This window comes from Staphylococcus sp. T93 (assembly GCF_016743875.1).
GTDB classification, from domain to species: Bacteria; Bacillota; Bacilli; order Staphylococcales; family Staphylococcaceae; genus Staphylococcus; species Staphylococcus aureus.
This window is the reverse complement of record NZ_CP068247.1, coordinates 1,494,340-1,519,147: the sequence shown is the minus strand read 5'-3', so window position 1 is coordinate 1,519,147 and position 24,808 is coordinate 1,494,340. Positions and strand designations below refer to the sequence as shown.

Sequence of the window (24,808 nt, the reverse complement as noted above, 5' to 3'; positions counted from 1 at the left end):
ACCATGAATACGATAAGAAATAGTATTTGTTTAACGATAATAACTATGGTATTATGTGGATTTTTATTCCCGTTAGCTATCACGTTAATTGGTCAAATATTTTTTTATCAACAAGCAAATGGCAGTTTAATTACGTATGACAATCGTATAGTTGGATCAAAATTGATTGGACAGCACTGGACAGAGACACGATATTTTCACGGGAGACCGAGTGCAGTTGATTATAATATGAATCCTGAAAAATTATATAAAAACGGCGTATCTTCAGGTGGAAGTAATGAATCGAATGGAAACACCGAATTAATAGCACGCATGAAACATCATGTTAAATTTGGGAATTCAAATGTAACAATAGATGCTGCAACAAGTTCTGGGTCGGGCTTAGATCCGCATATTACGGTCGAAAATGCATTGAAGCAAGCACCTCGTATTGCTGATGCTCGTCATGTATCTACTTCAAGAGTGGCCGACTTGATTCAACATCGTAAGCAGCGTGGTGTGTTAACAAATGATTATGTGAATGTGCTTGAACTAAATATCGCTCTTGATAAGATGAAAGATTGATTATAGATGAAAGGCATCATGTTGATAAAATTATAACATGGTGTCTTTTTAGCAATTCAAGCACTTTCTGCTTAATTAAATTTTTAGATGTACCTTTAGGAAGAATAAATTAGCATGAAATATTCCATATGCTATAATTATCATCATATAAAAATAAAATGAAATAGATTATAAATCCGTATAATTTTTTATTTGGGGAGAGGGGTATATGTCAGATTATACTAAGTTGACTAAGAGTCCTAAGTCAGCATTGTTGTATTACTACATTACGAATGGCTTAGAATTTATATTGAGTGTAGCTGTGTATGTCATTTTTTATTTTATATGGTTAAGATTTGAATGGCCACATTACTTACTTTATATTTTGTTGGTTTTAGGTGCTCTGAGTACATTAAAATTATTTATTAAGCCTTTATGGCAATATCATTGTCGCTTTTATAAAGTTGATCAACTAAGTGTACAATATCGTACATCATTTTTTATATATAAAGAAGAAACGAGTCGAATTGAACGTTTACAATACTTGTCGATTAAATCTAATCCAATTAGTAAAGTGCTTAATTTGTATAAAGTTGGATTTATGACTGCAGGTCATACTATTTATTTACCGATGATGTCTCATGACGATGTTAAAATAATCGAAGAGAGAACTATGTCGAATTTGAGAGGGGTTGAAAGTGATGTCTGAACCTCAAAAATTACATCCGATTTCATATTTTAATGGCATAATCAATGCTATCAAACAAAACATAGTCGTCTTTTTTATTTTCATTATCTTTCAATTGAAAGATTTTGATTATACGAATCCCGAATCATATTTATGGATAGGTATTGTATTTGTATTCTTTTTAATATCATACATTTCTCAAATTGTCGGAATTATGAACACGCGATATTGGATTGAGGATAATTATTTCATTTTAACAACAGGTATTTTTAATAAAAAGCGTAAAGAATTAAATATAAAACGTATTCAGTCCGTTGATATGACACAAGGGGTCGTCAATCAAATTATTGGTGGTGTGGATTTACAAATCAAAACACCAAGTGATGGTATTGTCTTAAGTGTTATTTCGAAAAAACAAGGTGAATATCTTGAACGATATATTGATCAATTGCAAACAGAGTTGAAGACAGAAGTGGCGCAAAAGTCTAGTGCTGAGAAGAATGACAACTGTAATCATGACATTGAAGGTAATGTGGAAGACATCGCAGAAGGTCGCTTAGATGAAGTGCAGAACACTGATAGTATGCTTAATCAGAAAAATAAACGCATTCCTATATATCAGATGAATTTTAAAGAATCACTATTTATGGCAATGACCAGTGGCGCCATTGGTGTAACGTTAGCAGCTTTAGTACCGATTTACGGGGCTGTAAGAGAGTTGATCCCATGGTCGAAGCTAAATCATGAAATTAGTCAATGGGTTCAAATTGTAAGTATTTCAGTATTAATCATCATTTTACTAGTATTAATAGTGGCATATATTATTGGAACGATTATAACAATGATAAGATTTTATGGCTTTTCGGTGATGCTTGAAAATGAGCAACTTAAAATTGAATATGGTCTCTTTAACAAGAAGAAAGTAACTGTACCAACGAAACGATTGCAAGCTGTTGTTGAACGTCAGTCATATATACGAAGATTATTTGGCTACACAGCAATACATTTTATCATCACAAGTGATTTTGAAAATAAAAAAATCGAAGATGATGACAATGATTCAGGTAGTGTGCCGATATTGCCGTTTATTAAACGAGACAAAGCATATCAAATTATCCAGAATTTAGTACCAGATTTATCTTATCAACAAGTTAATGAAGGTATGCCTTTGTCAGGTTTCCACAGACACTTTTTAATACCTAGTATTATTGTCATAGCTATGGCAGGTATAGGCTGTTATTTTTGGAATCAATTATTATTGTTATTTACGATTATAACAATAGTCATTATTGGTTTATTTGTGATCAAAGGATATCTTTATGTCAAACATGCGGGTTTTAAAATGACAGAAGAACAAATTACTATCCAGAATTTCGAGCTATTGAAACGAAATATTTATTATTTTAAAGCGCATCACATTATAGGATTTGACACTTGGCAACATACATTACTTAAACGCAACAATTTAAATAATTTTAGCTTTATTGTTGCTAAAGGTGTGGGAGCCCAATCGATTAACTTAAAATACGCAAGAAGTGAAGATGCAAATAAATTGAAATCATGGTATTTAAGAGGTGAAAATGATGAGGGATTATAATTTTATGTCACCACACGCTAAAAAAGTGATGAGGTTAAGTGCTGTGCTGTTTTGGATACCCATAGCGCTTGTACTTTTAATCGCATTTAATATTTTGAACTGGCTATTTTGGGAGATTTTAGATAACCATTTATCCATTGTTAGTAGTGTGATTATAATATTACTTGTTGCTGTTTTCACGCTTGTTATAGCGCCAGTCTATCGATATAAGCACTGCAGATATGCATTTGAAAAACACCATTTGCGTGTACGAAACGGCATTTTATTTTTGGATGAAAAGGTAATACCATATTTTCGTATTCAAAATATTGATATCGATGTTGGTCCTATAATGAGACGCTATCGATTAGCAACTTTGACCCTTTATACAGCGGGTGGTCAAGCTGAAATTGAATTAATAGATAGAAGTGAAGCACGTAGATTGAAACGATGGTTAAATAACGAGAGACATTTAGAAAACAATAAAAATGAGGAATAATCAATGATACATGGAATTGGTGTAGATTTAATCGAAATCGATCGAATACAAGCGTTATATAGTAAGCAACCAAAATTGGTTGAGCGGATTTTAACTAAAAATGAACAGCACAAATTCAACAATTTCACACATGAGCAACGTAAAATTGAATTTTTAGCTGGCAGGTTTGCTACAAAAGAAGCGTTCAGTAAAGCATTAGGCACAGGCTTAGGAAAACATGTAGCTTTTAACGATATAGACTGTTACAACGACGAACTTGGCAAACCAAAGATTGATTACGAAGGGTTTATCGTACATGTTAGTATCTCACACACTGAGCATTATGCGATGAGCCAAGTTGTTTTAGAAAAGTCAGCATTTTAAATTTGTTATACAATGATAATTAAGATCTAGTTTTAAAACGTGTGGGAATTACAGGAGGAAGTAATATGTCGGATAAATATTATAGATCTGCGTATATGAATGTAGATTTAAACGCTGTTGCATCAAATTTCAAAGTATTCAGTACATTGCATCCAAATAAAACAGTGATGGCTGTCGTTAAAGCCAATGCCTATGGACTAGGTAGTGTTAAAGTAGCACGTCATTTAATGGAAAATGGCGCCACATTTTTTGCTGTAGCAACGTTAGATGAAGCGATAGAACTTAGAATGCATGGGATTACTGCTAAAATTTTAGTCTTAGGTGTGTTACCAGCTAAAGATATTGATAAAGCGATACAACACCGAGTTGCCTTAACGGTTCCGTCTAAACAGTGGTTGAAAGAAGCAATTAAAAACATTTCTGGTGAGCAAGAGAAAAAGTTATGGTTGCACATTAAATTAGATACAGGAATGGGACGTTTAGGTATTAAAGATACTAAAACGTATCAAGAAGTGATTGAAATCATTCAACAATATGAGCAACTTGTATTTGAAGGCGTGTTTACACACTTTGCCTGTGCTGACGAACCAGGAGATATGACAACTGAACAATATCAACGTTTTAAAGATATGGTCAATGAAGCAATTAAACCTGAATATATACATTGTCAGAACTCAGCAGGCTCTCTATTAATGGATTGCCAATTCTGTAATGCAATAAGACCAGGAATTTCCCTTTATGGATATTATCCATCAGAGTATGTACAGCAAAAAGTTAAAGTACACCTTAAACCAAGTGTGCAATTAATTGCTAATGTAGTTCAAACAAAGACGCTACAAGCGGGTGAGTCTGTAAGTTATGGTGCAACTTATACAGCTACTGACCCAACTACAATAGCATTGTTACCTATTGGATATGCAGATGGCTATTTACGCATAATGCAAGGTAGCTTTGTAAATGTAAATGGTCATCAATGCGAAGTTATTGGTCGCGTATGTATGGATCAGACAATTGTTAAAGTGCCAGATCAAGTTAAAGCTGGAGATTCGGTGATTTTAATAGATAATCATAGAGAAAGTCCACAGTCGGTAGAGGTGGTAGCTGAAAAGCAACATACTATTAATTATGAAGTGCTTTGTAACTTGTCGAGACGTTTGCCGCGAATCTATCATGATGGTGATCAACGTTTTGTAACAAATGAATTGTTAAAATAATATGGTCAGTGCATATAAAATTTGTTATCATTAGAGTAATTAAAGGTCATTTAATAACTTTTGGAATCAATTGGAGGTTCTCATATGTTATCTTTTAGTCAAAATAGAAGTCATAGCTTAGAACAATCTTTAAAAGAAGGATATTCACAAATGGCTGATTTAAATCTCTCCCTAGCGAACGAAGCTTTTCCGATAGAGTGTGAAGCATGCGATTGCAACGAAACATATTTATCTTCTAATTCAACGAATGAATGATTAGACGAGGAGATGTTTATTTAGCAGATTTATCACCAGTACAGGGATCTGAACAAGGGGGAGTCAGACCTGTAGTCATAATTCAAAATGATACTGGTAATAAATATAGTCCTACAGTTATTGTTGCGGCAATAACTGGTAGGATTAATAAAGCGAAAATACCGACACATGTAGAGATTGAAAAGAAAAAGTATAAGTTGGATAAAGACTCAGTTATATTATTAGAACAAATTCGTACACTTGATAAAAAACGATTGAAAGAAAAACTGACGTACTTATCCGATGATAAAATGAAAGAAGTAGATAATGCACTAATGATTAGTTTAGGGCTGAATGCAGTAGCTCACCAGAAAAATTAGGCGTCTATTATATGTATTTTTCAGAGATAAATAAAATATTGATATAAAAGACAATAACTTTATAATAATTATAACTATTTCTAAATTCTGTACGAAGAATTTTCTTATAAACAAAGATTTTAGCAAATACCAGTTATGATATTCATATTTTTTATTATAAAAGGATGTCTTAAGTTTTTTAGGCTTTAGGTATTCCATCCTAAAGTTTTTTTAGCTTAAAAGTATCATCTACAGCAAAATTGCAAACGACAAAATTGATAAGTGCAATTAAATAAATGTTAGTAAGTGAATCATAATTATCCTTGCTTAAGCATTTGCTTTGTAAGGGAAGTGAGGAGGCAACTAATCGTGGAAGAATTTAAGCAACATTATAAGGGTTTAATTGATGAAAGTTTAACGTGCCAAGATAAAGTAGAATTGATAAAAAAGTGTGAGAAATACACTGACGAAGTGATTCGTAAGGACGTCTTGCCTGAAGACATTGTCGATATTCACAAAAACTATATATTGACGTTAAACTTAACGCGTGAAGATGTGTTCAAGACATTAGATGTCTTACAAGAAATTTGGTTATAGTTATCGAGATTATCAAAGATTGGTAGATAAACTTCAAGTTCACGATAAAGAGATAGACTTAGCTTCTAGCTTACAACAAACAATGCTTAAAACAGATATTCCACAATTTGATAGTATTCAAATTGGCGTTATTTCAGTGGCGGCACAAAAAGTAAGTGGAGATTATTTTAATTTAATTGACCATAACGATGGCACAATGAGCTTTGCTGTTGCAGATGTCATTGGAAAAGGTATACCAGCTGCTTTAGCAATGAGTATGATAAAGTTTGGCATGGATTCTTATGGACACTCACAATTACCGAGTGATGGTTTAAAACGTTTAAATCGTGTTGTTGAAAAGAATATTAATCAAAATATGTTCGTCACAATGTTTTATGGTTTATATGAAGAAATGAACCATTTATTGTATTGTAGTTCAGCTGGTCATGAGCCTGGATATATTTATCGCGCTGAAAAAGAAGAATTTGAAGAAATTTCAGTTAGAGGTAGAGTGTTAGGAATCAGTTCACAAACACGATATCAACAACAAGAAATTCCAATATACCTTGATGATTTAATTATCATTTTAACGGATGGTGTGACTGAAGCTAGAAATAGTGAAGGTACCTTTATAGATAAACAAAAACTTTTAGAATATATTAAAAAACATAAACATATGCACCCACAAGATATTGTTCAAATTATCTATGAAGCAATTTTAAAGCTTCAAAACCCAAATAAAAAAGATGATATGACTATTTTGATTATAAAAAGAGTAAATTAATTTAAAAAAGAAGATTAGAAATTATTTCGATGGGTATATAATAATTTGAAATATAAATATGGTGGATACAGCGCTTAAAATGAAGATAAATATTTTTAATAAGTAGGAGTGTAATGAAATGAATCTTAATATAGAAACAACCACTCAAGATAAATTTTACGAAGTTAAAGTCGGTGGAGAATTAGATGTTTATACTGTGCCTGAATTAGAAGAGGTTTTAACACCTATGAGACAAGATGGAACTCGTGATATTTATGTTAATTTAGAAAATGTGAGTTATATGGATTCGACAGGTTTAGGTTTATTCGTAGGTACATTAAAAGCATTAAACCAAAATGATAAAGAACTATACATTTTAGGTGTGTCAGATCGTATCGGTAGACTATTTGAAATTACTGGTCTTAAGGATTTAATGCATGTTAATGAAGGAACGGAGGTCGAATAACATGCAATCTAAAGAAGATTTTATCGAAATGCGCGTGCCAGCATCGGCAGAGTATGTAAGTTTAATTCGTTTAACACTTTCTGGCGTTTTTTCGAGAGCTGGTGCTACATATGATGATATTGAAGATGCCAAGATTGCAGTTAGTGAAGCTGTGACAAATGCAGTTAAACATGCATACAAAGAAAATAACAATGTGGGCATTATTAACATATATTTTGAAATTTTAGAAGATAAAATTAAAATTGTTATTTCTGATAAAGGTGACAGTTTTGATTATGAAACAACTAAATCAAAAATAGGTCCTTACGATAAAGACGAAAATATAGACTTTTTACGCGAAGGTGGCCTAGGTTTATTTTTAATCGAATCTTTAATGGATGAAGTCACAGTATATAAAGAATCTGGTGTGACAATCAGTATGACTAAGTATATAAAAAAAGAGCAGGTGCGAAATAATGGCGAAAGAGTCGAAATCAGCTAATGAAATTTCACCTGAGCAAATTAACCAATGGATTAAAGAACACCAAGAAAATAAGAATACAGATGCACAGGATAAGTTAGTTAAACATTACCAAAAACTAATTGAGTCATTGGCATATAAATATTCTAAAGGACAATCACATCACGAAGATTTAGTTCAAGTTGGTATGGTTGGTTTAATAGGTGCCATAAATAGATTCGATATGTCCTTTGAACGGAAGTTTGAAGCCTTTTTAGTACCTACTGTAATCGGTGAAATCAAAAGATATCTACGAGATAAAACTTGGAGTGTACATGTTCCGAGACGTATTAAAGAAATTGGGCCAAGAATCAAAAAAGTGAGCGATGAACTAACCGCTGAATTAGAGCGTTCACCTTCTATCAGTGAAATAGCTGATCGATTAGAAGTCTCAGAAGAAGAAGTGTTAGAAGCAATGGAAATGGGACAAAGTTATAATGCGTTAAGTGTTGATCATTCCATTGAAGCTGATAAAGATGGTTCAACTGTTACGCTATTAGATATTATGGGGCAACAAGATGACCATTATGACTTAACTGAAAAACGTATGATTTTAGAAAAAATATTACCTATATTATCTGATCGCGAACGAGAAATCATACAATGTACGTTTATTGAAGGATTGAGTCAAAAAGAGACAGGTGAGCGTATCGGTTTAAGTCAAATGCATGTATCACGACTTCAGAGAACGGCAATTAAGAAATTACAAGAAGCAGCACATCAATAGAATTTGTTTATTAATGATACGTTTTATAATGAAAAATCCATATAATTATCCCTTGATTATTAAATTGAAATCGAGGGGTATTTTTAATTTAATTAAGATTTTCGAATTAATACATTATTAGTGTAGTTTAATGTGTATCCACATAAATGTCGCGATATAGTATTAATAATTTAAGTGAAGAAGATATCTAATTGTCGTTTTAAATAGGTGGGTTGCTATTAGAATAAAAAAAGTAGTCTTAGATTATGAAATTTAGAAATGATGGTGTGTCATTTTCAATAATCTTAGTGCGTTTTAAAATATAGTATGACCTAATCATTCGTTTTAAATGTTTTGGAAGTGAAAATTACATTAAGTATCATATCTTAATAGAAGTATTTTAGAATATGTTAAAATAAATGAGTAAATTTAAGAAAAAGTGTGGGTTAAGTAAATGGACAATCAATTGATTAATTCAATCATAGAGAAATATCAATTTAGTAAAAAACAAATTGAAGCAGTATTAACACTGCTAGAAGAAAAAAATACAGTACCATTTATTGCGAGGTATCGAAAAGAGCAAACTGGTGGACTAGATGAAGTTCAAATAAAGCAAATTGATGACGAATACCAATATATGGTCAATTTACAAAAACGTAAAGAAGAAGTTATCAAAAATATAGAACAGCAAGGATTACTTACTGAGGAATTAAAGAAGGATATTTTAAAACAGAACAAATTACAACGTGTTGAAGACCTATATAGGCCTTTTAAACAAAAGAAAAAGACAAGGGCAACTGAGGCGAAACGTAAAGGGTTAGAGCCATTAGCGATATGGATGAAGGCACGTAAACATGAAGTCTCAATTGAAGAAAAAGCACAACAATTTATAAATGAAGAAGTGCAATCGGTTGAAGATGCTATCAAAGGTGCACAAGATATTATTGCGGAACAAATTTCAGATAATCCTAAATATAGAACAAAAATTTTAAAAGATATGTATCATCAAGGTGTGTTAACTACATCTAAAAAGAAAAATGCTGAAGATGAAAAAGGTATTTTTGAAATGTACTATGCATATAGTGAGCCAATTAAACGCATTGCTAATCATAGAGTTTTAGCTGTTAATCGTGGTGAAAAAGAGAAAGTATTATCTGTAAAGTTTGAATTCGATACGACATCAGTAGAGGATTTCATTGCACGTCAAGAAATCAATCATAATAATGTAAATCGCAGTTATATTTTAGAGGCGATTAAAGATAGCTTGAAACGCTTAATTGTCCCTTCGATAGAGCGTGAAATCCATGCTGATTTAACTGAAAAAGCTGAAAATCATGCAATAGATGTTTTTAGTGAAAACTTAAGAAATCTATTACTGCAACCTCCAATGAAAGGTAAACAAATATTAGGCGTAGATCCAGCATTTAGAACAGGTTGTAAATTAGCAGTCATTAACCCATTCGGTACTTTTATAGCAAAAGGTGTGATTTATCCGCATCCACCAGTTTCTAAAAAAGAGGCAGCAGAGAAGGATTTTGTACAAATGGTTAAAGCGTATGATGTGCAATTAATTGCAATTGGCAATGGTACTGCAAGTCGTGAAACAGAACAATTTGTTGCAGATTTAATTAAAAAGCATCAGTTGCCAGTACAATTCATCATTGTCAATGAAGCGGGCGCTTCAGTATACTCAGCATCAGAAATTGCTAGAGATGAATTTCCTGATTTTCAAGTGGAAGAAAGAAGTGCCGTATCAATTGGACGACGCGTTCAAGATCCATTAAGTGAATTAGTTAAAATCGATCCTAAATCTATTGGTGTCGGACAATACCAGCATGATGTTAATCAAAAAGCACTAGAAAATGCATTAACTTTCGTTGTTGAAACAGCAGTTAACCAAGTAGGTGTTGATGTCAATACAGCATCATCATCATTATTACAATATGTGTCTGGTCTAAGTTCGCAAATTGCTAAAAATATAATTGCATATAGAGAAGAAAATGGCGCAATAAAGCATAATAAAGAGTTAAGCAAGATTAAGCGTTTGGGTGCTAAAACTTTTGAGCAGAGTATAGGATTTTTAAGAATAGTAGACGGTTCAGAGCCATTGGATAATACATCGATTCATCCCGAAAGCTATAAAGTAACGTATCAGTTATTAGATAAACTCGGATTTGGTGGCAATGATTTAGGTAGTGATGCATTAAAAGCTAAATTAAATTCATTGGATATGGATGAACTGGCGATTGAATTACAAGTCGGTGTACCTACATTAGAGGATATTATTAAATCCTTGAAAGCACCTAATCGAGATCCAAGGAACGAGTTTGAAACACCAATCCTTAAATCCGATGTGCTATCAATTGAAGATTTACAAGAAGGAATGAAATTGAGTGGTACAGTTAGAAATGTAGTAGATTTTGGAGCATTTGTAGATATAGGTGTTAAACAAGATGGACTTGTCCATGTTTCGAAACTTTCTAAGAAGTTCGTAAAAAATCCAATGGATATTGTCAGTGTTGGTGATATCGTTGACGTTTGGATTTACAGTATTGACAAAAATAAAGACAAAGTATCATTAACGATGATTGATCCACATGAATAATGACAAACTTCAGCGAATGGTTGAGAATCTTTCGGAAGAAAAATTTGGACGTACGTTTCGACATTGTGCATATTTTAATAAAAGGTTACGTACAACAGGCGGACGTTATCTTTTAAAGTCCCATGATATTGAAATTAATCCAAAACAATATGAGCATTATGGAGAAGATGCTGTTGTAAAAATTATACTGCACGAATTGTGTCATTATCACTTGCATATTGCTGGTAAAGGTTATCAACATAAAGATCAAGATTTTAAACGATTGAGCCAACAGGTTGGAGCGCCTAGATTTTGTAACAGCATTGAAAGCTATCAACAACGGGCAAATTATGAATATTATTGCACTAAATGTCATGCAAAATATATACGTATCCGTAAAGTTGATACGAATCGTATGCGTTGCGGACATTGCAATGGAAAATTAAGAATGAAAAGACAATTGAAATAAGTACAATACAAATAGAGCTAATTCGTGTATATGTAAGATTATTTATGAGTTGTATGGAATTTATATAGAATTTATCAGTGAGTTATTTTGATTGGTAAACATAGTAATTGAATAAGAAGAAATTGTGTTTATAAAATGTTTAAAGCCGAGATTGTCGTAATTTAATACTTCGCAATCTCGGCTTTTCTACTTATGATATAGGTAATGGCATAAATTGTGGCTTGATAGGATGAAATTAAAATGATTAGATTAAAAATCTTGGCGTATTTTAGTAATAATTAATATATAAACTTTACCCAATTAAAGCTTTAAAGTAGCACAAAAGATAATTATACATTTTTCATGACATTTTGATTGAACTTTTCTATTGACTGTACAGCTTATAGTTAGTATGATTAAACACGTTCCTTAAAAAAGAACAAATTAAATAAACTTTGATTTGAAAGACAGTCAATTCTAAATTTAATTTATAAAATATGTTGACAATAAGTTCTAAATGTTTTATTATAAATAGCGTTGTGTTAACAACTGATAACACAAATTAATTTAATGTAAAAAAACGATTAAAAGTTATTGACAAATATTTTTAAACATAATATAATAAATAACGTTCTGAAAAACGAAGATGTTTTAAATGCCTATATCCGCGGTCGTGGCGGAATGGCAGACGCGCTAGGTTGAGGGCCTAGTGGGAGAAATCCCGTGGAGGTTCAAGTCCTCTCGGCCGCATCAAAATTCTTAATTTAAATAAGCGGGTGTAGTTTAATGGCAAAACCTCAGCCTTCCAAGCTGATGTTGTGGGTTCGATTCCCATCACCCGCTCCATAGATAATTTTAATGAACATTGAAAACTGAATGACAATATGTCAACGTTAATTCCAAAAACGTAACTATAAGTTACAAACATTATTTAGTATTTATGAGCTAATCAAACATCATAATTTTTATGGAGAGTTTGATCCTGGCTCAGGATGAACGCTGGCGGCGTGCCTAATACATGCAAGTCGAGCGAACGGACGAGAAGCTTGCTTCTCTGATGTTAGCGGCGGACGGGTGAGTAACACGTGGATAACCTACCTATAAGACTGGGATAACTTCGGGAAACCGGAGCTAATACCGGATGATATTTTGAACCGCATGGTTCAAAAGTGAAAGACGGTCTTGCTGTCACTTATAGATGGATCCGCGCTGCATTAGCTAGTTGGTAAGGTAACGGCTTACCAAGGCAACGATGCATAGCCGACCTGAGAGGGTGATCGGCCACACTGGAACTGAGACACGGTCCAGACTCCTACGGGAGGCAGCAGTAGGGAATCTTCCGCAATGGGCGAAAGCCTGACGGAGCAACGCCGCGTGAGTGATGAAGGTCTTCGGATCGTAAAACTCTGTTATTAGGGAAGAACATATGTGTAAGTAACTGTGCACATCTTGACGGTACCTAATCAGAAAGCCACGGCTAACTACGTGCCAGCAGCCGCGGTAATACGTAGGTGGCAAGCGTTATCCGGAATTATTGGGCGTAAAGCGCGCGTAGGCGGTTTTTAAGTCTGATGTGAAAGCCCACGGCTCAACCGTGGAGGGTCATTGGAAACTGGAAAACTTGAGTGCAGAAGAGGAAAGTGGAATTCCATGTGTAGCGGTGAAATGCGCAGAGATATGGAGGAACACCAGTGGCGAAGGCGACTTTCTGGTCTGTAACTGACGCTGATGTGCGAAAGCGTGGGGATCAAACAGGATTAGATACCCTGGTAGTCCACGCCGTAAACGATGAGTGCTAAGTGTTAGGGGTTTCCGCCCCTTAGTGCTGCAGCTAACGCATTAAGCACTCCGCCTGGGGAGTACGACCGCAAGGTTGAAACTCAAAGGAATTGACGGGGACCCGCACAAGCGGTGGAGCATGTGGTTTAATTCGAAGCAACGCGAAGAACCTTACCAAATCTTGACATCCTTTGACAACTCTAGAGATAGAGCCTTCCCCTTCGGGGGACAAAGTGACAGGTGGTGCATGGTTGTCGTCAGCTCGTGTCGTGAGATGTTGGGTTAAGTCCCGCAACGAGCGCAACCCTTAAGCTTAGTTGCCATCATTAAGTTGGGCACTCTAAGTTGACTGCCGGTGACAAACCGGAGGAAGGTGGGGATGACGTCAAATCATCATGCCCCTTATGATTTGGGCTACACACGTGCTACAATGGACAATACAAAGGGCAGCGAAACCGCGAGGTCAAGCAAATCCCATAAAGTTGTTCTCAGTTCGGATTGTAGTCTGCAACTCGACTACATGAAGCTGGAATCGCTAGTAATCGTAGATCAGCATGCTACGGTGAATACGTTCCCGGGTCTTGTACACACCGCCCGTCACACCACGAGAGTTTGTAACACCCGAAGCCGGTGGAGTAACCTTTTAGGAGCTAGCCGTCGAAGGTGGGACAAATGATTGGGGTGAAGTCGTAACAAGGTAGCCGTATCGGAAGGTGCGGCTGGATCACCTCCTTTCTAAGGATATATTCGGAACATCTTCTTCAGAAGATGCGGAATAACGTGACATATTGTATTCAGTTTTGAATGTTTATTTAACATTCAAATATTTTTTGGTTAAAGTGATATTGCTTATGCGAGCGCTTGACAATCTATTCTTTTTAAAGAAAGCGGTTGTTAGACAATGCATTAAGAAAAATTAAAGCGGAGTTTACTTTTGTAAATGAGCATTTGATTTTTTGAAAATAAAGCAGTATGCGAGCGCTTGACTAAAAAGAAATTGTACATTGAAAACTAGATAAGTAAGTAAAATATAGATTTTACCAAGCAAAACCGAGTGAATAAAGAGTTTTAAATAAGCTTGAATTCATAAGAAATAATCGCTAGTGTTCGAAAGAACACTCACAAGATTAATAACGCGTTTAAATCTTTTTATAAAAGAAAACGTTTAGCAGACAATGAGTTAAATTATTTTAAAGCAGAGTTTACTTATGTAAATGAGCATTTAAAATAATGAAAACGAAGCCGTATGTGAGCGTTTGACTTATAAAAATGGTGGAAACATAGATTAAGTTATTAAGGGCGCACGGTGGATGCCTTGGCACTAGAAGCCGATGAAGGACGTTACTAACGACGATATGCTTTGGGGAGCTGTAAGTAAGCTTTGATCCAGAGATTTCCGAATGGGGAAACCCAGCATGAGTTATGTCATGTTATCGATATGTGAATACATAGCATATCAGAAGGCACACCCGGAGAACTGAAACATCTTAGTACCCGGAGGAAGAGAAAGAAAAATTCGATTCCCTTAGTAGCGGCGAGCGAAACGGGAAGAGCCCAAACCAACAAGCTTGCTTGTTGGGGTTGTAGGACACTCTATACGGAGTTACAAAGGACGACATTAGACGAATCATCTGGAAAGATGAATCAAAGAAGGTAATAATCCTGTAGTCGAAAAATGTTGTCTCTCTTGAGTGGATCCTGAGTACGACGGAGCACGTGAAATTCCGTCGGAATCTGGGAGGACCATCTCCTAAGGCTAAATACTCTCTAGTGACCGATAGTGAACCAGTACCGTGAGGGAAAGGTGAAAAAGCACCCCGGAAGGGGAGTGAAATAGAACCTGAAACCGTGTGCTTACAAGTAGTCAGAGCCCGTTAATGGGTGATGGCGTGCCTTTTGTAGAATGAACCGGCGAGTTACGATTTGATGCAAGGTTAAGCAGTAAATGTGGAGCCGTAGCGAAAGCGAGTCTGAATAGGGCGTTTAGTATTTGGTCGTAGACCCGAAACCAGGTGATCTACCCTTGGTCAGGTTGAAGTTCAGGTAACACTGAATGGAGGACCGAACCGACTTACGTTGAAAAAGTGAGCGGATGAACTGAGGGTAGCGGAGAAATTCCAATCGAACCTGGAGATAGCTGGTTCTCTCCGAAATAGCTTTAGGGCTAGCCTCAAGTGATGATTATTGGAGGTAGAGCACTGTTTGGACGAGGGGCCCCTCTCGGGTTACCGAATTCAGACAAACTCCGAATGCCAATTAATTTAACTTGGGAGTCAGAACATGGGTGATAAGGTCCGTGTTCGAAAGGGAAACAGCCCAGACCACCAGCTAAGGTCCCAAAAATATATGTTAAGTGGAAAAAGGATGTGGCGTTGCCCAGACAACTAGGATGTTGGCTTAGAAGCAGCCATCATTTAAAGAGTGCGTAATAGCTCACTAGTCGAGTGACACTGCGCCGAAAATGTACCGGGGCTAAACATATTACCGAAGCTGTGGATTGTCCTTTGGACAATGGTAGGAGAGCGTTCTAAGGGCGTTGAAGCATGATCGTAAGGACATGTGGAGCGCTTAGAAGTGAGAATGCCGGTGTGAGTAGCGAAAGACGGGTGAGAATCCCGTCCACCGATTGACTAAGGTTTCCAGAGGAAGGCTCGTCCGCTCTGGGTTAGTCGGGTCCTAAGCTGAGGCCGACAGGCGTAGGCGATGGATAACAGGTTGATATTCCTGTACCACCTATAATCGTTTTAATCGATGGGGGGACGCAGTAGGATAGGCGAAGCGTGCGATTGGATTGCACGTCTAAGCAGTAAGGCTGAGTATTAGGCAAATCCGGTACTCGTTAAGGCTGAGCTGTGATGGGGAGAAGACATTGTGTCTTCGAGTCGTTGATTTCACACTGCCGAGAAAAGCCTCTAGATAGAAAATAGGTGCCCGTACCGCAAACCGACACAGGTAGTCAAGATGAGAATTCTAAGGTGAGCGAGCGAACTCTCGTTAAGGAACTCGGCAAAAATGACCCCGTAACTTCGGGGAGAAGGGGTGCTCTTTAGGGTTAACGCCCAGAAGAGCCGCAGTGAATAGGCCCAAGCGACTGTTTATCAAAAAAACACAGGTCTCTGCTAAACCGTAAGGTGATGTATAGGGGCTGACGCCTGCCCGGTGCTGGAAGGTTAAGAGGAGTGGTTAGCTTCTGCGAAGCTACGAATCGAAGCCCCAGTAAACGGCGGCCGTAACTATAACGGTCCTAAGGTAGCGAAATTCCTTGTCGGGTAAGTTCCGACCCGCACGAAAGGCGTAACGATTTGGGCACTGTCTCAACGAGAGACTCGGTGAAATCATAGTACCTGTGAAGATGCAGGTTACCCGCGACAGGACGGAAAGACCCCGTGGAGCTTTACTGTAGCCTGATATTGAAATTCGGCACAGCTTGTACAGGATAGGTAGGAGCCTTTGAAACGTGAGCGCTAGCTTACGTGGAGGCGCTGGTGGGATACTACCCTAGCTGTGTTGGCTTTCTAACCCGCACCACTTATCGTGGTGGGAGACAGTGTCAGGCGGGCAGTTTGACTGGGGCGGTCGCCTCCTAAAAGGTAACGGAGGCGCTCAAAGGTTCCCTCAGAATGGTTGGAAATCATTCATAGAGTGTAAAGGCATAAGGGAGCTTGACTGCGAGACCTACAAGTCGAGCAGGGTCGAAAGACGGACTTAGTGATCCGGTGGTTCCGCATGGAAGGGCCATCGCTCAACGGATAAAAGCTACCCCGGGGATAACAGGCTTATCTCCCCCAAGAGTTCACATCGACGGGGAGGTTTGGCACCTCGATGTCGGCTCATCGCATCCTGGGGCTGTAGTCGGTCCCAAGGGTTGGGCTGTTCGCCCATTAAAGCGGTACGCGAGCTGGGTTCAGAACGTCGTGAGACAGTTCGGTCCCTATCCGTCGTGGGCGTAGGAAATTTGAGAGGAGCTGTCCTTAGTACGAGAGGACCGGGATGGACATACCTCTGGTGTACCAGTTGTCGTGCCAACGGCATAGCTGGGTAGCTATGTGTGGACGGGATAAGTGCTGAAAGCATCTAAGCATGAAGCCCCCCTCAAGATGAGATTTCCCAACTTCGGTTATAAGATCCCTCAAAGATGATGAGGTTAATAGGTTCGAGGTGGAAGCATGGTGACATGTGGAGCTGACGAATACTAATCGATCGAAGACTTAATCAAAATAAATGTTTTGCGAAGCAAAATCACTTTTACTTACTATCTAGTTTTGAATGTATAATTTACATTCATATGTCTGGTGACTATAGCAAGGAGGTCACACCTGTTCCCATGCCGAACACAGAAGTTAAGCTCCTTAGCGTCGATGGTAGTCGAACTTACGTTCCGCTAGAGTAGAACGTTGCCAGGCAAAAAGTGGATGCGATGAGCCGCATTGAGACCGCAAGGTCTCTTTTTTTATGTCTAAAACGTCAAAATAAAAGCAAACACAAAGAAAGATGGCTTGGCGAAGTGAAAACGTTTGAATCTGACGAAACGAGAAATGTAAAGTATAATAAAAAGCAGTCATAAGATGATTTCAATTAGAAATCAATTTATGACTGTTTTTCTTACTATGTGTTAAATTAACAATGAATATAACATCTTATTTTCATTAATATAAATATTGGAAGGATCGAAATGATTTACACGTTGTTTGAGTTGTATTAAATCATCATGATCTTTAAGTTGAATACCAATAATGACAGTACCTGTATTTTGAGAAGATTTTTTTAAGTATTCAAATTTAGTAATATCGTCTTGAGGTCCTAATACGTCATTTACAAATTCTCTCAATGCACCTGGACGTTGAGGGAAATTTAAGATAAAGTAATGCTTCATTTCTTCGTATAGTAATGAACGTTCTTCAATTTCTTTCATTCGATTAATATCATTATTACCACCACTAATGACACAAACCACTGTTTTACCTTTAATATGATCTTTATAGTTTTCAAGCGCACTTACACTTAATGCGCCAGCAGGTTCTGCTACAATTGCTTGTTTTGAATACATATCTAAAATCGTAGAACAAACTGCACCTTCATCTACTTGAACGTAATCATCTACATTTTCTTTTGCAATTTCAAATGTAATATCGCCAACTCTAGCTACAGATGCACCGTCCACAAATTTATCGATATTAGGCAATGTGACTACCTGATTATTTACCACAACAGATTCATACATACTACTTGCACCTGAAGGTTCAACACCTATAATTTTCGTGGTAGGTGAATAGGTTTTAAAGTAAGTACTAATACCTGAAATTAAACCGCCACCACCAATTGCGGCAAATAGATAATCAAAGTTAACATTGTCAGACTTTGCTTGTTCTAGCATTTCTTTAGCAAGCGTACCTTGTCCAGAAATTGTATGAACATTATTGAATGGATCTATAAAGTTCATTTGATGTTCACTTGTATAAGTTAAAGCTTCAGCTAAACAGTGATCAAATGTATCACCAGTGAGTACAACTTCAACGTTACTATTTCCAAAGAACTTTACTTGATTTACCTTTTGTAAAGGTGTAGTGACTGGCATAAAGATAACAGCGTTTAAATTAAGTTTTTTAGCTGTATAGGCAACACCTTGAGCATGATTACCTGCACTTGCACATGTAATACCTTTACTTTTAGCTTCATCTGATAAAACAGAAATAGCGTTGTAAGCACCTCTTAATTTAAAAGAACGTACCCATTGTAAATCTTCTCGTTTTAAATAGACTTTACAATCATACTTTTGAGATAAGTAATGGTCTAATTGTAAAGGTGTTTCTTTGACAATATCTTTAAGTCTTAAAAATGCCTCATCGATATCTTTCGTAGAAACTGTTGTTTTGACTGTCATAATATTCAACTCCCTTAAAGTGATTTTTCATATTTTTCTATTAATGATTCATATTGTAGGGTGATTGCAATGTCATCTAAGCCATTTACAAGTTTATTCTTCCAAGTTTCATCAATTTCAAAATGGAAACGCTTGTCTGGTGATGACACAGTTTGATTTGGTAAATCGACCTCAATTTCAACATATTGTGCAAGATGTTCACGGGCACTTTTTTCTAAAACGATAGGCAACATCGCATTTTTAGTGCAATTCATATAAAATATGTCACTGAAACTTCCTGCAATAATAATATGAAAACCATAGTCCTTAAGAGCCCAAGCAGCATGTTCACGACTTGAACCACATCCAAAATTATCTCCAGTAATTAAAATAGAAGCCCCTTTATATTGTGGTTTGTTAGGATTGAAATCAGGATTATCTGAACCATCAGGTAAGTACCGCCATTCATCAAAAGCAAATGGACCAAAGCCACTTTTTGAAATACGCTTTAAGTGTACCTTAGGAATGATTTGGTCTGTATCGATATTGTCGTTGAAGAGAGGGACTATTTTACCTTTATATGTTGTAATAGGTTTGATTGCTGCCATTTAAACAACCACCTTTCTTACGTCCACAAATTTACCATGAATAGCTGCTGCTGCTGCCATAGCAGGGGATACTAAATGTGTTCTTGCACCTTTGCCTTGTCGTCCTTCAAAGTTTCGATTACTTGTAGATGCACAATGTACGCCCTCAGGTACTTGGTCAGGATTCATGCCTAAACACATTGAACATCCTGGTTCACGCCATTCAAATCCTGCATTTTTAAAGATAGTATCTAGACCTAATTTTTCTGCTTCTTTTTTTACTGTACGAGAACCTGGTACGACAATAGCTGTAATATTTGGATGAACTTTATTTCCTTTAACAATATGACTAGCTTCAATCAAATCTGATAGTCTAGCATTTGTACATGAACCGAGAAAAACATACCCTAAGTCGATGTCTTCAGCTTTTTGACCTGGTTCTAACCCCATATAATCATACGCACGTTGATCGTTGATATCATTGATTTCAGGGAATGGTTCACTGAAATTAACACCCATTTCAGGATTAGTTCCCCATGTCACTTGTGGTTCTAATGTTGAAACATCAAGTTCAATTACACGATCAAATATCGCGTCGTCATCAGAATATAGCTCACGCCACTTATCAACTGATTTAGCGAAGTTATCGGCAAATGGTCTCCCTTTAACATATTCAAATGTTATATCATCAGGTTGGATTATGCCGTATTTGGCACCACCTTCGATAGCCATGTTACAAATAGTCATTCGACCATCCATTGAAAGGTTTTTAATTGTTTCGCCAGTAAATTCCAAAGCATAGCCTGTACCAAAGTCAACACCATACGTTTTAATTAAATGCAGAATAATGTCCTTAGCATAGACGCCTGTTGGTAAGGTACCATTAATATCGATTTTTAAGTTTTTGGGTTTTGTTTGCCATAGCGTTTGAGTTGCGAAAACATGTTCAACTTCACTTGTTCCAATTCCAAATGCAATAGCACCAAATGCTCCATGTGTTGCTGTGTGAGAGTCACCACAAACGATTGTCTTGCCAGGCTGTGTAAGTCCTGTCTCAGGTCCTACCATGTGAACAATACCTTGTTCATCAGAACCCATATCAAAAATATGCACCCCAAAATCTATGGCGTTTTTTTGTAATGTTGTGATTTGTTTGTTTGCAATTTCATCTTTAATATTGAATATATCAATAGTAGGAACATTGTGATCGAGTGTTGCAAATGTTAAATCTGGGCGTCTTAATTTTCTGTTTTGAAGCCTAAGTCCTTCAAATGCTTGAGGAGAAGTAACTTCATGTATAAGGTGTAAATCAATGTATAATAGTTGCGGTTCGCCCAATTTCCCGTATAACACATGTCTGTTCCACACCTTGTCAAATAATGTTTGACCCATTTACATCTCCCCCTTAGTGATTCAATTTTTGAGATAGAATTTCGAAAATATCAGTAGTATTCAATTTGCCGCCTAAATCTGCTGTCGTTTGCCCATGTTCAATCATGCTATAAATATGTTGTTCTAATTCATCTGCAGCATCTGGTTGATTTAAGCTTTCACGTAAACACATCGCTAAAGATAGAATCATTCCAAATGGATTGGCAACGTTTTTACCTGCAATATCTGGTGCTGATCCATGAATAGGCTCATACAATCTTGGACCATCGTTACTAAAACTAGCAGAAGGTGATAAACCAAGTGAACCAGGAATCACTGAAGCTTCATCACTTAAAATATCGCCAAATAAGTTTTCACATACGATGACGTCAAATTGTTTTGGATTTGTGATTAAATGCATACTACAAGCATCAACAAATAAGTGATTTACTGTTACTTCTGGATATAATTGACTTACTTCATTTACGACTTTGCGCCACAATTTACTAGAAGCTAATACATTTTCTTTATCAACTGATGTTAGTTTTCCTCGTCTTGAAGCGGCCAATTTAAATGCTACGTGAACAATGCGTTCTATTTCTTCTCTTGTATAAGTAAGAGAATCTAAGGCCTCGTGATTATTAAAATGTCTAGGTTCTCCAAAATAAATACCACTTGTCAATTCACGGACTATAACTAAATCTGTGCCTTCAACGCGTTCTTCCTTTAAAGGTGATAAAGAACTAGCGCCTTTGACAACGGTAGTGGGGCGTATATTTACAAATAAATTTAAGGATTTACGCAATTTTAATAATCCTTGTTCTGGTCGATTGTTAGGATCTGTCCATTTAGGTCCACCGATTGCACCCAGTAAAATAGCATCTGCTCTTTTACACGCATTTAAGGTTTTCTCAGTTAAAGGCTCGCCGAATGTATCAATAGAGGCACCACCAAATTCGTGGTGCTCTATTTGATAATTAAAGTTATATTTATTACTTATAATTTCAAGCAATGATAGAGATCCGTTCAAAATTTCTGGACCGATTCCATCACCAGGTAGGGCAACAATGTTATAAGTCATAATTAATTACCTACCTTCTCAACATTTTCAGCTGCAAATTTAGCATGTGCTTCTACGTATGCTTTACAAGAGGCTTGTAAAATATCATGATCAATACCAAAGCCATTGACAGTCTTACCTTCAATCAATAAATTTACATGTACTTCTGCTTGGGCATCAGTACCTTCAGTGACAGAATTAATACGATAATCAATTAATTCTGTTTCTTTCTGGAAAATACGATCAACTGCATTGTAAATTGCTACGATTGAACCAGTACCAATACTTGAATCCTGGTAAATATGACCCTCTTTATCTTTAACAACAACAACAGCACTTTGAAGGCCGCTAGAGACATATTGTAGTTGCAGTGTTTCCAATTTATAAAGTGCTTGATGCTCATGCTCAGAACCTTGAATAATCGCATGAATATCTCTATCTGAAACAGATTTCTTTTTGTCCGCAATGGCCTTGAATTGTTTAAATAAATCTATTTGCGCTTCTTTATCAATGTCATAACCTAATGCTTTTAACTTCTCTGAGAAGGCGTGTTTACCAGATAATTTTCCTAATGGAAGTTCAGTCGTGCTTACACCAACAAGTTGAGGTGTCATAATTTCATATGTTTCACGATGTTTTAATACGCCATCTTGGTGAATACCTGATTCATGACTAAATGCATTTTGGCCAACAATTGCTTTATTTCTAGGCACTCGAATACCTGCATATCTTGAAATTAAATCCGATGTTTTTTTAGTTTCTTCGAGATTAAGAGCAGTTTGAGCACCATAATGATCATTTCGAACGTATAGTGCAAGCGCGACTTCTTCAAGTGCTGCATTACCTGCTCGTTCACCAATACCATTTACAGTGCCTTCAATTCGTCTCGCACCGCCTTCAATTGCAGCTAAACTATTTGAAACAGCCATTCCTAAATCGTCATGGCAATGAGCACTATAAATAATTTCATTTGAAGATGTTACAGATTCTGTTAAGGTTTTGAAAATATGTGCATATTCATCATGGTAACTGTAGCCGACTGTATCAGGAATATTAATAACTGTAGCTCCAGCGTCAACGGCAGTTTGTACACATTTCACTAAGAATGGTAATTCAGTACGCGTTGCATCTTCAGGTGAAAATTGAACAACGTCAAATAATTGTTTCGCGTATGTGACATGTTCTTTAATAGATGCTAAAACGTCTTCTTGAGACATTTTAAGTTTATGTTCAAGATGAATAGGTGATGTTGCTATAAAAACATGCACGACCGGCTTCGCTGCATCTTTTGTTGCTTCATATACAGCATCGATGTCAGATTTTTTACATCTAGCTAAACCACATACAGCCGTTGTTGTTAATGTTTGTGCAATTGCTTGAACAGATTTAAAGCTACCTGTACTTGAAGCAGGAAATCCAGCTTCAATAACATCTACACCCCATTTTTCTAATTGCAATGCAATACGCAAGCGTTCATCAAAAGTAAAATTCACTCCTGGTGTTTGTTCACCGTCTCTTAGTGTCGTATCAAAAATTTGAATATGACTACTCATATTTAACAACTCCTCATTGTAGGTCTATCTTATTTTTCAATGCTTTTAGATTTAATAAAAGGCATCATTTCGCGTAATTCACGACCAACTTTTTCAATTTGATGACCATGTTGTTCTTCGCGTAATTTATAAAATTCTTTGAATCCATTTTTATTGTCTTCGATAAAGCGATTACTGAAGTTACCATTTTGGATATCAGTTAATACAGCTTTCATATTTTCTTTAACATCTGGTGTGATAACACGTGGTCCTGAAACATAGTCACCAAATTCAGCAGTATTTGAAATTGAGTAACGTACATTTTCCATACCGCCTTCATACATCAAATCAACGATTAATTTCATTTCATGTAATACTTCAAAATAAGCTAATTCTGGTTGATAACCCGCTTCTACTAATGTTTCAAAGCCACTTTGAATTAATTTCGATACACCACCGCAAAGTACTGCTTGTTCACCAAATAAATCTGTCTCAGTTTCTTCTTTAAATGTTGTTTCAATAACACCTGCACGAGTTGCACCAATACCTTTTGCATAACTTAAAGCAATATTACGTGCTTGACCTGAAGCGCCTTGTTGAATACCAAATAGTGATGGTACAGCAGAACCTTCAACAAATGTACGTCTAACTAAATGACCCGGTCCTTTAGGAGCTACTAAAAATACATCAACATCAGCTGGTGGTTGAATAACACCAAAATGAATGTTAAAGCCATGAGCAAATGCAAGCGCATTATGTTTTTCTAAATTTGGTTCAATTTCGTTTTTGTATACATCACCTTGAATTTCATCAGGTAATAGCACCATAATTACATCAGCTTGCTTAACTGCTTCTGCAACAGGGAACACATCAAATCCATCTTCTTTAGCTTTGTCAAAAGAACGACCTGGGCGAATGCCGATGACTACATCATATCCATTGTCTTTTAAGTTTTGTGCATGCGCGTGACCTTGTGATCCATAACCTACTACTGCAATTTTTTTGCCTTGTAAAGCGTCCGTTTTTACATCTTGATCATAATAAACTGTTGTCATAATAAATTCCTCCAAATAATTAAATATTTTGTGTTTCGAAAATTCT

At 36.3% G+C, this 24,808-nt stretch carries 19 protein-coding genes, 2 tRNA genes, 3 rRNA genes and 1 pseudogene; 19 read left to right on the top strand and 6 right to left on the bottom strand.

Translation table 11 applies throughout. The features are described 5' to 3' along the window. The first annotated feature begins 3 nt into the window (after window positions 1–3). The 19 genes and pseudogenes from JG553_RS07490 (at window position 4) to rrf (ending at window position 17,700) form a co-directional block, all read left to right on the top strand. A complete protein-coding gene (locus JG553_RS07490; protein WP_001092411.1) occupies window positions 4–564 on the top strand; it encodes a K(+)-transporting ATPase subunit C in 561 nt (186 codons plus the stop codon). 208 nt (window positions 565–772) lie between these two features. Then, a complete protein-coding gene (locus tag JG553_RS07485; protein WP_001287088.1) occupies window positions 773–1,252 on the top strand; it encodes a PH domain-containing protein in 480 nt (159 codons plus the stop codon). Then, a complete protein-coding gene (locus JG553_RS07480) occupies window positions 1,245–2,828 on the top strand; it encodes a PH domain-containing protein (RefSeq protein WP_001294626.1) in 1,584 nt (527 codons plus the stop codon). Before JG553_RS07485 ends, JG553_RS07480 begins: the two co-directional genes overlap by 8 nt. Next, window positions 2,815–3,306, top strand: a complete 492-nt coding sequence (locus tag JG553_RS07475) for a PH domain-containing protein (RefSeq protein ID WP_001205910.1) — start codon at window positions 2,815–2,817, stop codon at window positions 3,304–3,306. The genes JG553_RS07480 and JG553_RS07475 overlap by 14 nt, the downstream gene beginning before the upstream one ends. Before the next feature lie 3 nt (window positions 3,307–3,309). Further along, a complete protein-coding gene (gene acpS / locus JG553_RS07470) occupies window positions 3,310–3,669 on the top strand; it encodes a holo-ACP synthase (protein WP_000581200.1) in 360 nt (119 codons plus the stop codon). A gap of 65 nt (window positions 3,670–3,734) precedes the next feature. Then, complete coding sequence (gene alr, locus JG553_RS07465; protein WP_001281145.1) at window positions 3,735–4,883, top strand: alanine racemase; 1,149 nt, start codon at window positions 3,735–3,737, stop codon at window positions 4,881–4,883. Between the two features lie 84 nt (window positions 4,884–4,967). Then, window positions 4,968–5,138 (top strand): type II toxin-antitoxin system antitoxin MazE, encoded by a 171-nt coding sequence (mazE, locus tag JG553_RS07460; protein ID WP_000948331.1) that lies wholly within the window; start codon window positions 4,968–4,970, stop codon window positions 5,136–5,138. Then, the gene (locus JG553_RS07455) at window positions 5,135–5,497 is read left to right on the top strand and encodes a type II toxin-antitoxin system PemK/MazF family toxin (protein ID WP_000621175.1); all 363 of its coding nucleotides are present in this window, start codon (window positions 5,135–5,137) and stop codon (window positions 5,495–5,497) included. The genes mazE and JG553_RS07455 overlap by 4 nt, the downstream gene beginning before the upstream one ends. A 348-nt stretch (window positions 5,498–5,845) precedes the next feature. Beyond that, window positions 5,846–6,836 (top strand): annotated as a pseudogene (locus JG553_RS07450) (SpoIIE family protein phosphatase). A 118-nt stretch (window positions 6,837–6,954) separates the two neighbouring features. Then, the gene (locus JG553_RS07445) at window positions 6,955–7,281 is read left to right on the top strand and encodes an anti-sigma factor antagonist (RefSeq protein WP_001052491.1); all 327 of its coding nucleotides are present in this window, start codon (window positions 6,955–6,957) and stop codon (window positions 7,279–7,281) included. A 1-nt stretch (window position 7,282) separates the two neighbouring features. Further along, a complete protein-coding gene (gene rsbW / locus JG553_RS07440) occupies window positions 7,283–7,762 on the top strand; it encodes an anti-sigma B factor RsbW (protein ID WP_001190829.1) in 480 nt (159 codons plus the stop codon). Beyond that, on the top strand, window positions 7,737–8,507 hold the full coding sequence (sigB, locus tag JG553_RS07435; protein ID WP_001041103.1) for an RNA polymerase sigma factor SigB: 771 nt from the start codon (window positions 7,737–7,739) through the stop codon (window positions 8,505–8,507). Before rsbW ends, sigB begins: the two co-directional genes overlap by 26 nt. Before the next feature lie 433 nt (window positions 8,508–8,940). After that, window positions 8,941–11,091: a Tex family protein gene (locus tag JG553_RS07430; RefSeq protein ID WP_000370125.1), complete on the top strand. Its 2,151-nt coding sequence runs from the start codon at window positions 8,941–8,943 to the stop codon at window positions 11,089–11,091. After that, the gene (locus tag JG553_RS07425; RefSeq protein WP_001058111.1) at window positions 11,084–11,539 is read left to right on the top strand and encodes a SprT family protein; all 456 of its coding nucleotides are present in this window, start codon (window positions 11,084–11,086) and stop codon (window positions 11,537–11,539) included. Before JG553_RS07430 ends, JG553_RS07425 begins: the two co-directional genes overlap by 8 nt. A 646-nt stretch (window positions 11,540–12,185) precedes the next feature. Further along, window positions 12,186–12,268, top strand: a tRNA-Leu gene (locus JG553_RS07420). A gap of 22 nt (window positions 12,269–12,290) precedes the next feature. Then, window positions 12,291–12,364, top strand: a tRNA-Gly gene (locus tag JG553_RS07415). A gap of 118 nt (window positions 12,365–12,482) precedes the next feature. After that, window positions 12,483–14,032, top strand: a 16S ribosomal RNA gene (locus tag JG553_RS07410). Between the two features lie 548 nt (window positions 14,033–14,580). Continuing rightward, window positions 14,581–17,513 (top strand): 23S ribosomal RNA (locus tag JG553_RS07405). Between the two features lie 72 nt (window positions 17,514–17,585). Further along, a 5S ribosomal RNA gene (gene rrf / locus JG553_RS07400) occupies window positions 17,586–17,700 on the top strand. The 16S, 23S and 5S rRNA genes sit together here with 2 tRNA genes alongside, the layout of an rRNA operon. 209 nt (window positions 17,701–17,909) lie before the next feature. Here rrf and ilvA read toward each other — a convergent pair. From ilvA to ilvC, 6 genes are read right to left on the bottom strand one after another with little or no spacing between them, the layout of a single operon-like run. After that, window positions 17,910–19,178 carry a threonine ammonia-lyase IlvA gene (ilvA, locus tag JG553_RS07395; RefSeq protein ID WP_000216853.1) on the bottom strand — a complete coding sequence of 423 codons (1,269 nt, stop codon included), beginning with the start codon at window positions 19,176–19,178 and terminating at the stop codon, window positions 17,910–17,912. Between the two features lie 14 nt (window positions 19,179–19,192). Continuing rightward, window positions 19,193–19,765 (bottom strand): 3-isopropylmalate dehydratase small subunit, encoded by a 573-nt coding sequence (gene leuD, locus JG553_RS07390; protein WP_000718955.1) that lies wholly within the window; start codon window positions 19,763–19,765, stop codon window positions 19,193–19,195. After that, window positions 19,766–21,136 carry a 3-isopropylmalate dehydratase large subunit gene (gene leuC, locus JG553_RS07385; RefSeq protein WP_000531823.1) on the bottom strand — a complete coding sequence of 457 codons (1,371 nt, stop codon included), beginning with the start codon at window positions 21,134–21,136 and terminating at the stop codon, window positions 19,766–19,768. It abuts the gene before it with no gap. Between the two features lie 13 nt (window positions 21,137–21,149). Continuing rightward, window positions 21,150–22,196, bottom strand: a complete 1,047-nt coding sequence (gene leuB / locus JG553_RS07380; RefSeq protein WP_000221956.1) for a 3-isopropylmalate dehydrogenase — start codon at window positions 22,194–22,196, stop codon at window positions 21,150–21,152. 2 nt (window positions 22,197–22,198) lie between these two features. After that, window positions 22,199–23,728, bottom strand: a complete 1,530-nt coding sequence (locus JG553_RS07375; protein WP_000094576.1) for a 2-isopropylmalate synthase — start codon at window positions 23,726–23,728, stop codon at window positions 22,199–22,201. Window positions 23,729–23,757: 29 nt separating this feature from the next. Then, complete coding sequence (ilvC, locus tag JG553_RS07370; protein ID WP_000214557.1) at window positions 23,758–24,762, bottom strand: ketol-acid reductoisomerase; 1,005 nt, start codon at window positions 24,760–24,762, stop codon at window positions 23,758–23,760. Window positions 24,763–24,808: the final 46 nt, after the last annotated feature.

What these genes read in the sequence shown, in the direction of transcription:
- JG553_RS07485 (WP_001287088.1), top strand. Translation starts at nt 773, where the DNA reads ATGTCAGATTATACTAAGTTGACTAAGAGTCCTAAGTCAGCATTGTTG.
- JG553_RS07375 (WP_000094576.1), bottom strand. Translation starts at nt 23,728, where the DNA reads ATGAGTAGTCATATTCAAATTTTTGATACGACACTAAGAGACGGTGAA.
- sigB (WP_001041103.1), top strand. Translation starts at nt 7,737, where the DNA reads ATGGCGAAAGAGTCGAAATCAGCTAATGAAATTTCACCTGAGCAAATT.
- JG553_RS07430 (WP_000370125.1), top strand. Translation starts at nt 8,941, where the DNA reads ATGGACAATCAATTGATTAATTCAATCATAGAGAAATATCAATTTAGT.
- ilvA (WP_000216853.1), bottom strand. Translation starts at nt 19,178, where the DNA reads ATGACAGTCAAAACAACAGTTTCTACGAAAGATATCGATGAGGCATTT.
- leuB (WP_000221956.1), bottom strand. Translation starts at nt 22,196, where the DNA reads ATGACTTATAACATTGTTGCCCTACCTGGTGATGGAATCGGTCCAGAA.
- mazE (WP_000948331.1), top strand. Translation starts at nt 4,968, where the DNA reads ATGTTATCTTTTAGTCAAAATAGAAGTCATAGCTTAGAACAATCTTTA.
- leuD (WP_000718955.1), bottom strand. Translation starts at nt 19,765, where the DNA reads ATGGCAGCAATCAAACCTATTACAACATATAAAGGTAAAATAGTCCCT.
- JG553_RS07490 (WP_001092411.1), top strand. Translation starts at nt 4, where the DNA reads ATGAATACGATAAGAAATAGTATTTGTTTAACGATAATAACTATGGTA.
- JG553_RS07480 (WP_001294626.1), top strand. Translation starts at nt 1,245, where the DNA reads ATGTCTGAACCTCAAAAATTACATCCGATTTCATATTTTAATGGCATA.
- rsbW (WP_001190829.1), top strand. Translation starts at nt 7,283, where the DNA reads ATGCAATCTAAAGAAGATTTTATCGAAATGCGCGTGCCAGCATCGGCA.
- JG553_RS07455 (WP_000621175.1), top strand. Translation starts at nt 5,135, where the DNA reads ATGATTAGACGAGGAGATGTTTATTTAGCAGATTTATCACCAGTACAG.
- acpS (WP_000581200.1), top strand. Translation starts at nt 3,310, where the DNA reads ATGATACATGGAATTGGTGTAGATTTAATCGAAATCGATCGAATACAA.
- leuC (WP_000531823.1), bottom strand. Translation starts at nt 21,136, where the DNA reads ATGGGTCAAACATTATTTGACAAGGTGTGGAACAGACATGTGTTATAC.
- alr (WP_001281145.1), top strand. Translation starts at nt 3,735, where the DNA reads ATGTCGGATAAATATTATAGATCTGCGTATATGAATGTAGATTTAAAC.
- ilvC (WP_000214557.1), bottom strand. Translation starts at nt 24,762, where the DNA reads ATGACAACAGTTTATTATGATCAAGATGTAAAAACGGACGCTTTACAA.
- JG553_RS07445 (WP_001052491.1), top strand. Translation starts at nt 6,955, where the DNA reads ATGAATCTTAATATAGAAACAACCACTCAAGATAAATTTTACGAAGTT.
- JG553_RS07425 (WP_001058111.1), top strand. Translation starts at nt 11,084, where the DNA reads ATGAATAATGACAAACTTCAGCGAATGGTTGAGAATCTTTCGGAAGAA.
- JG553_RS07475 (WP_001205910.1), top strand. Translation starts at nt 2,815, where the DNA reads ATGAGGGATTATAATTTTATGTCACCACACGCTAAAAAAGTGATGAGG.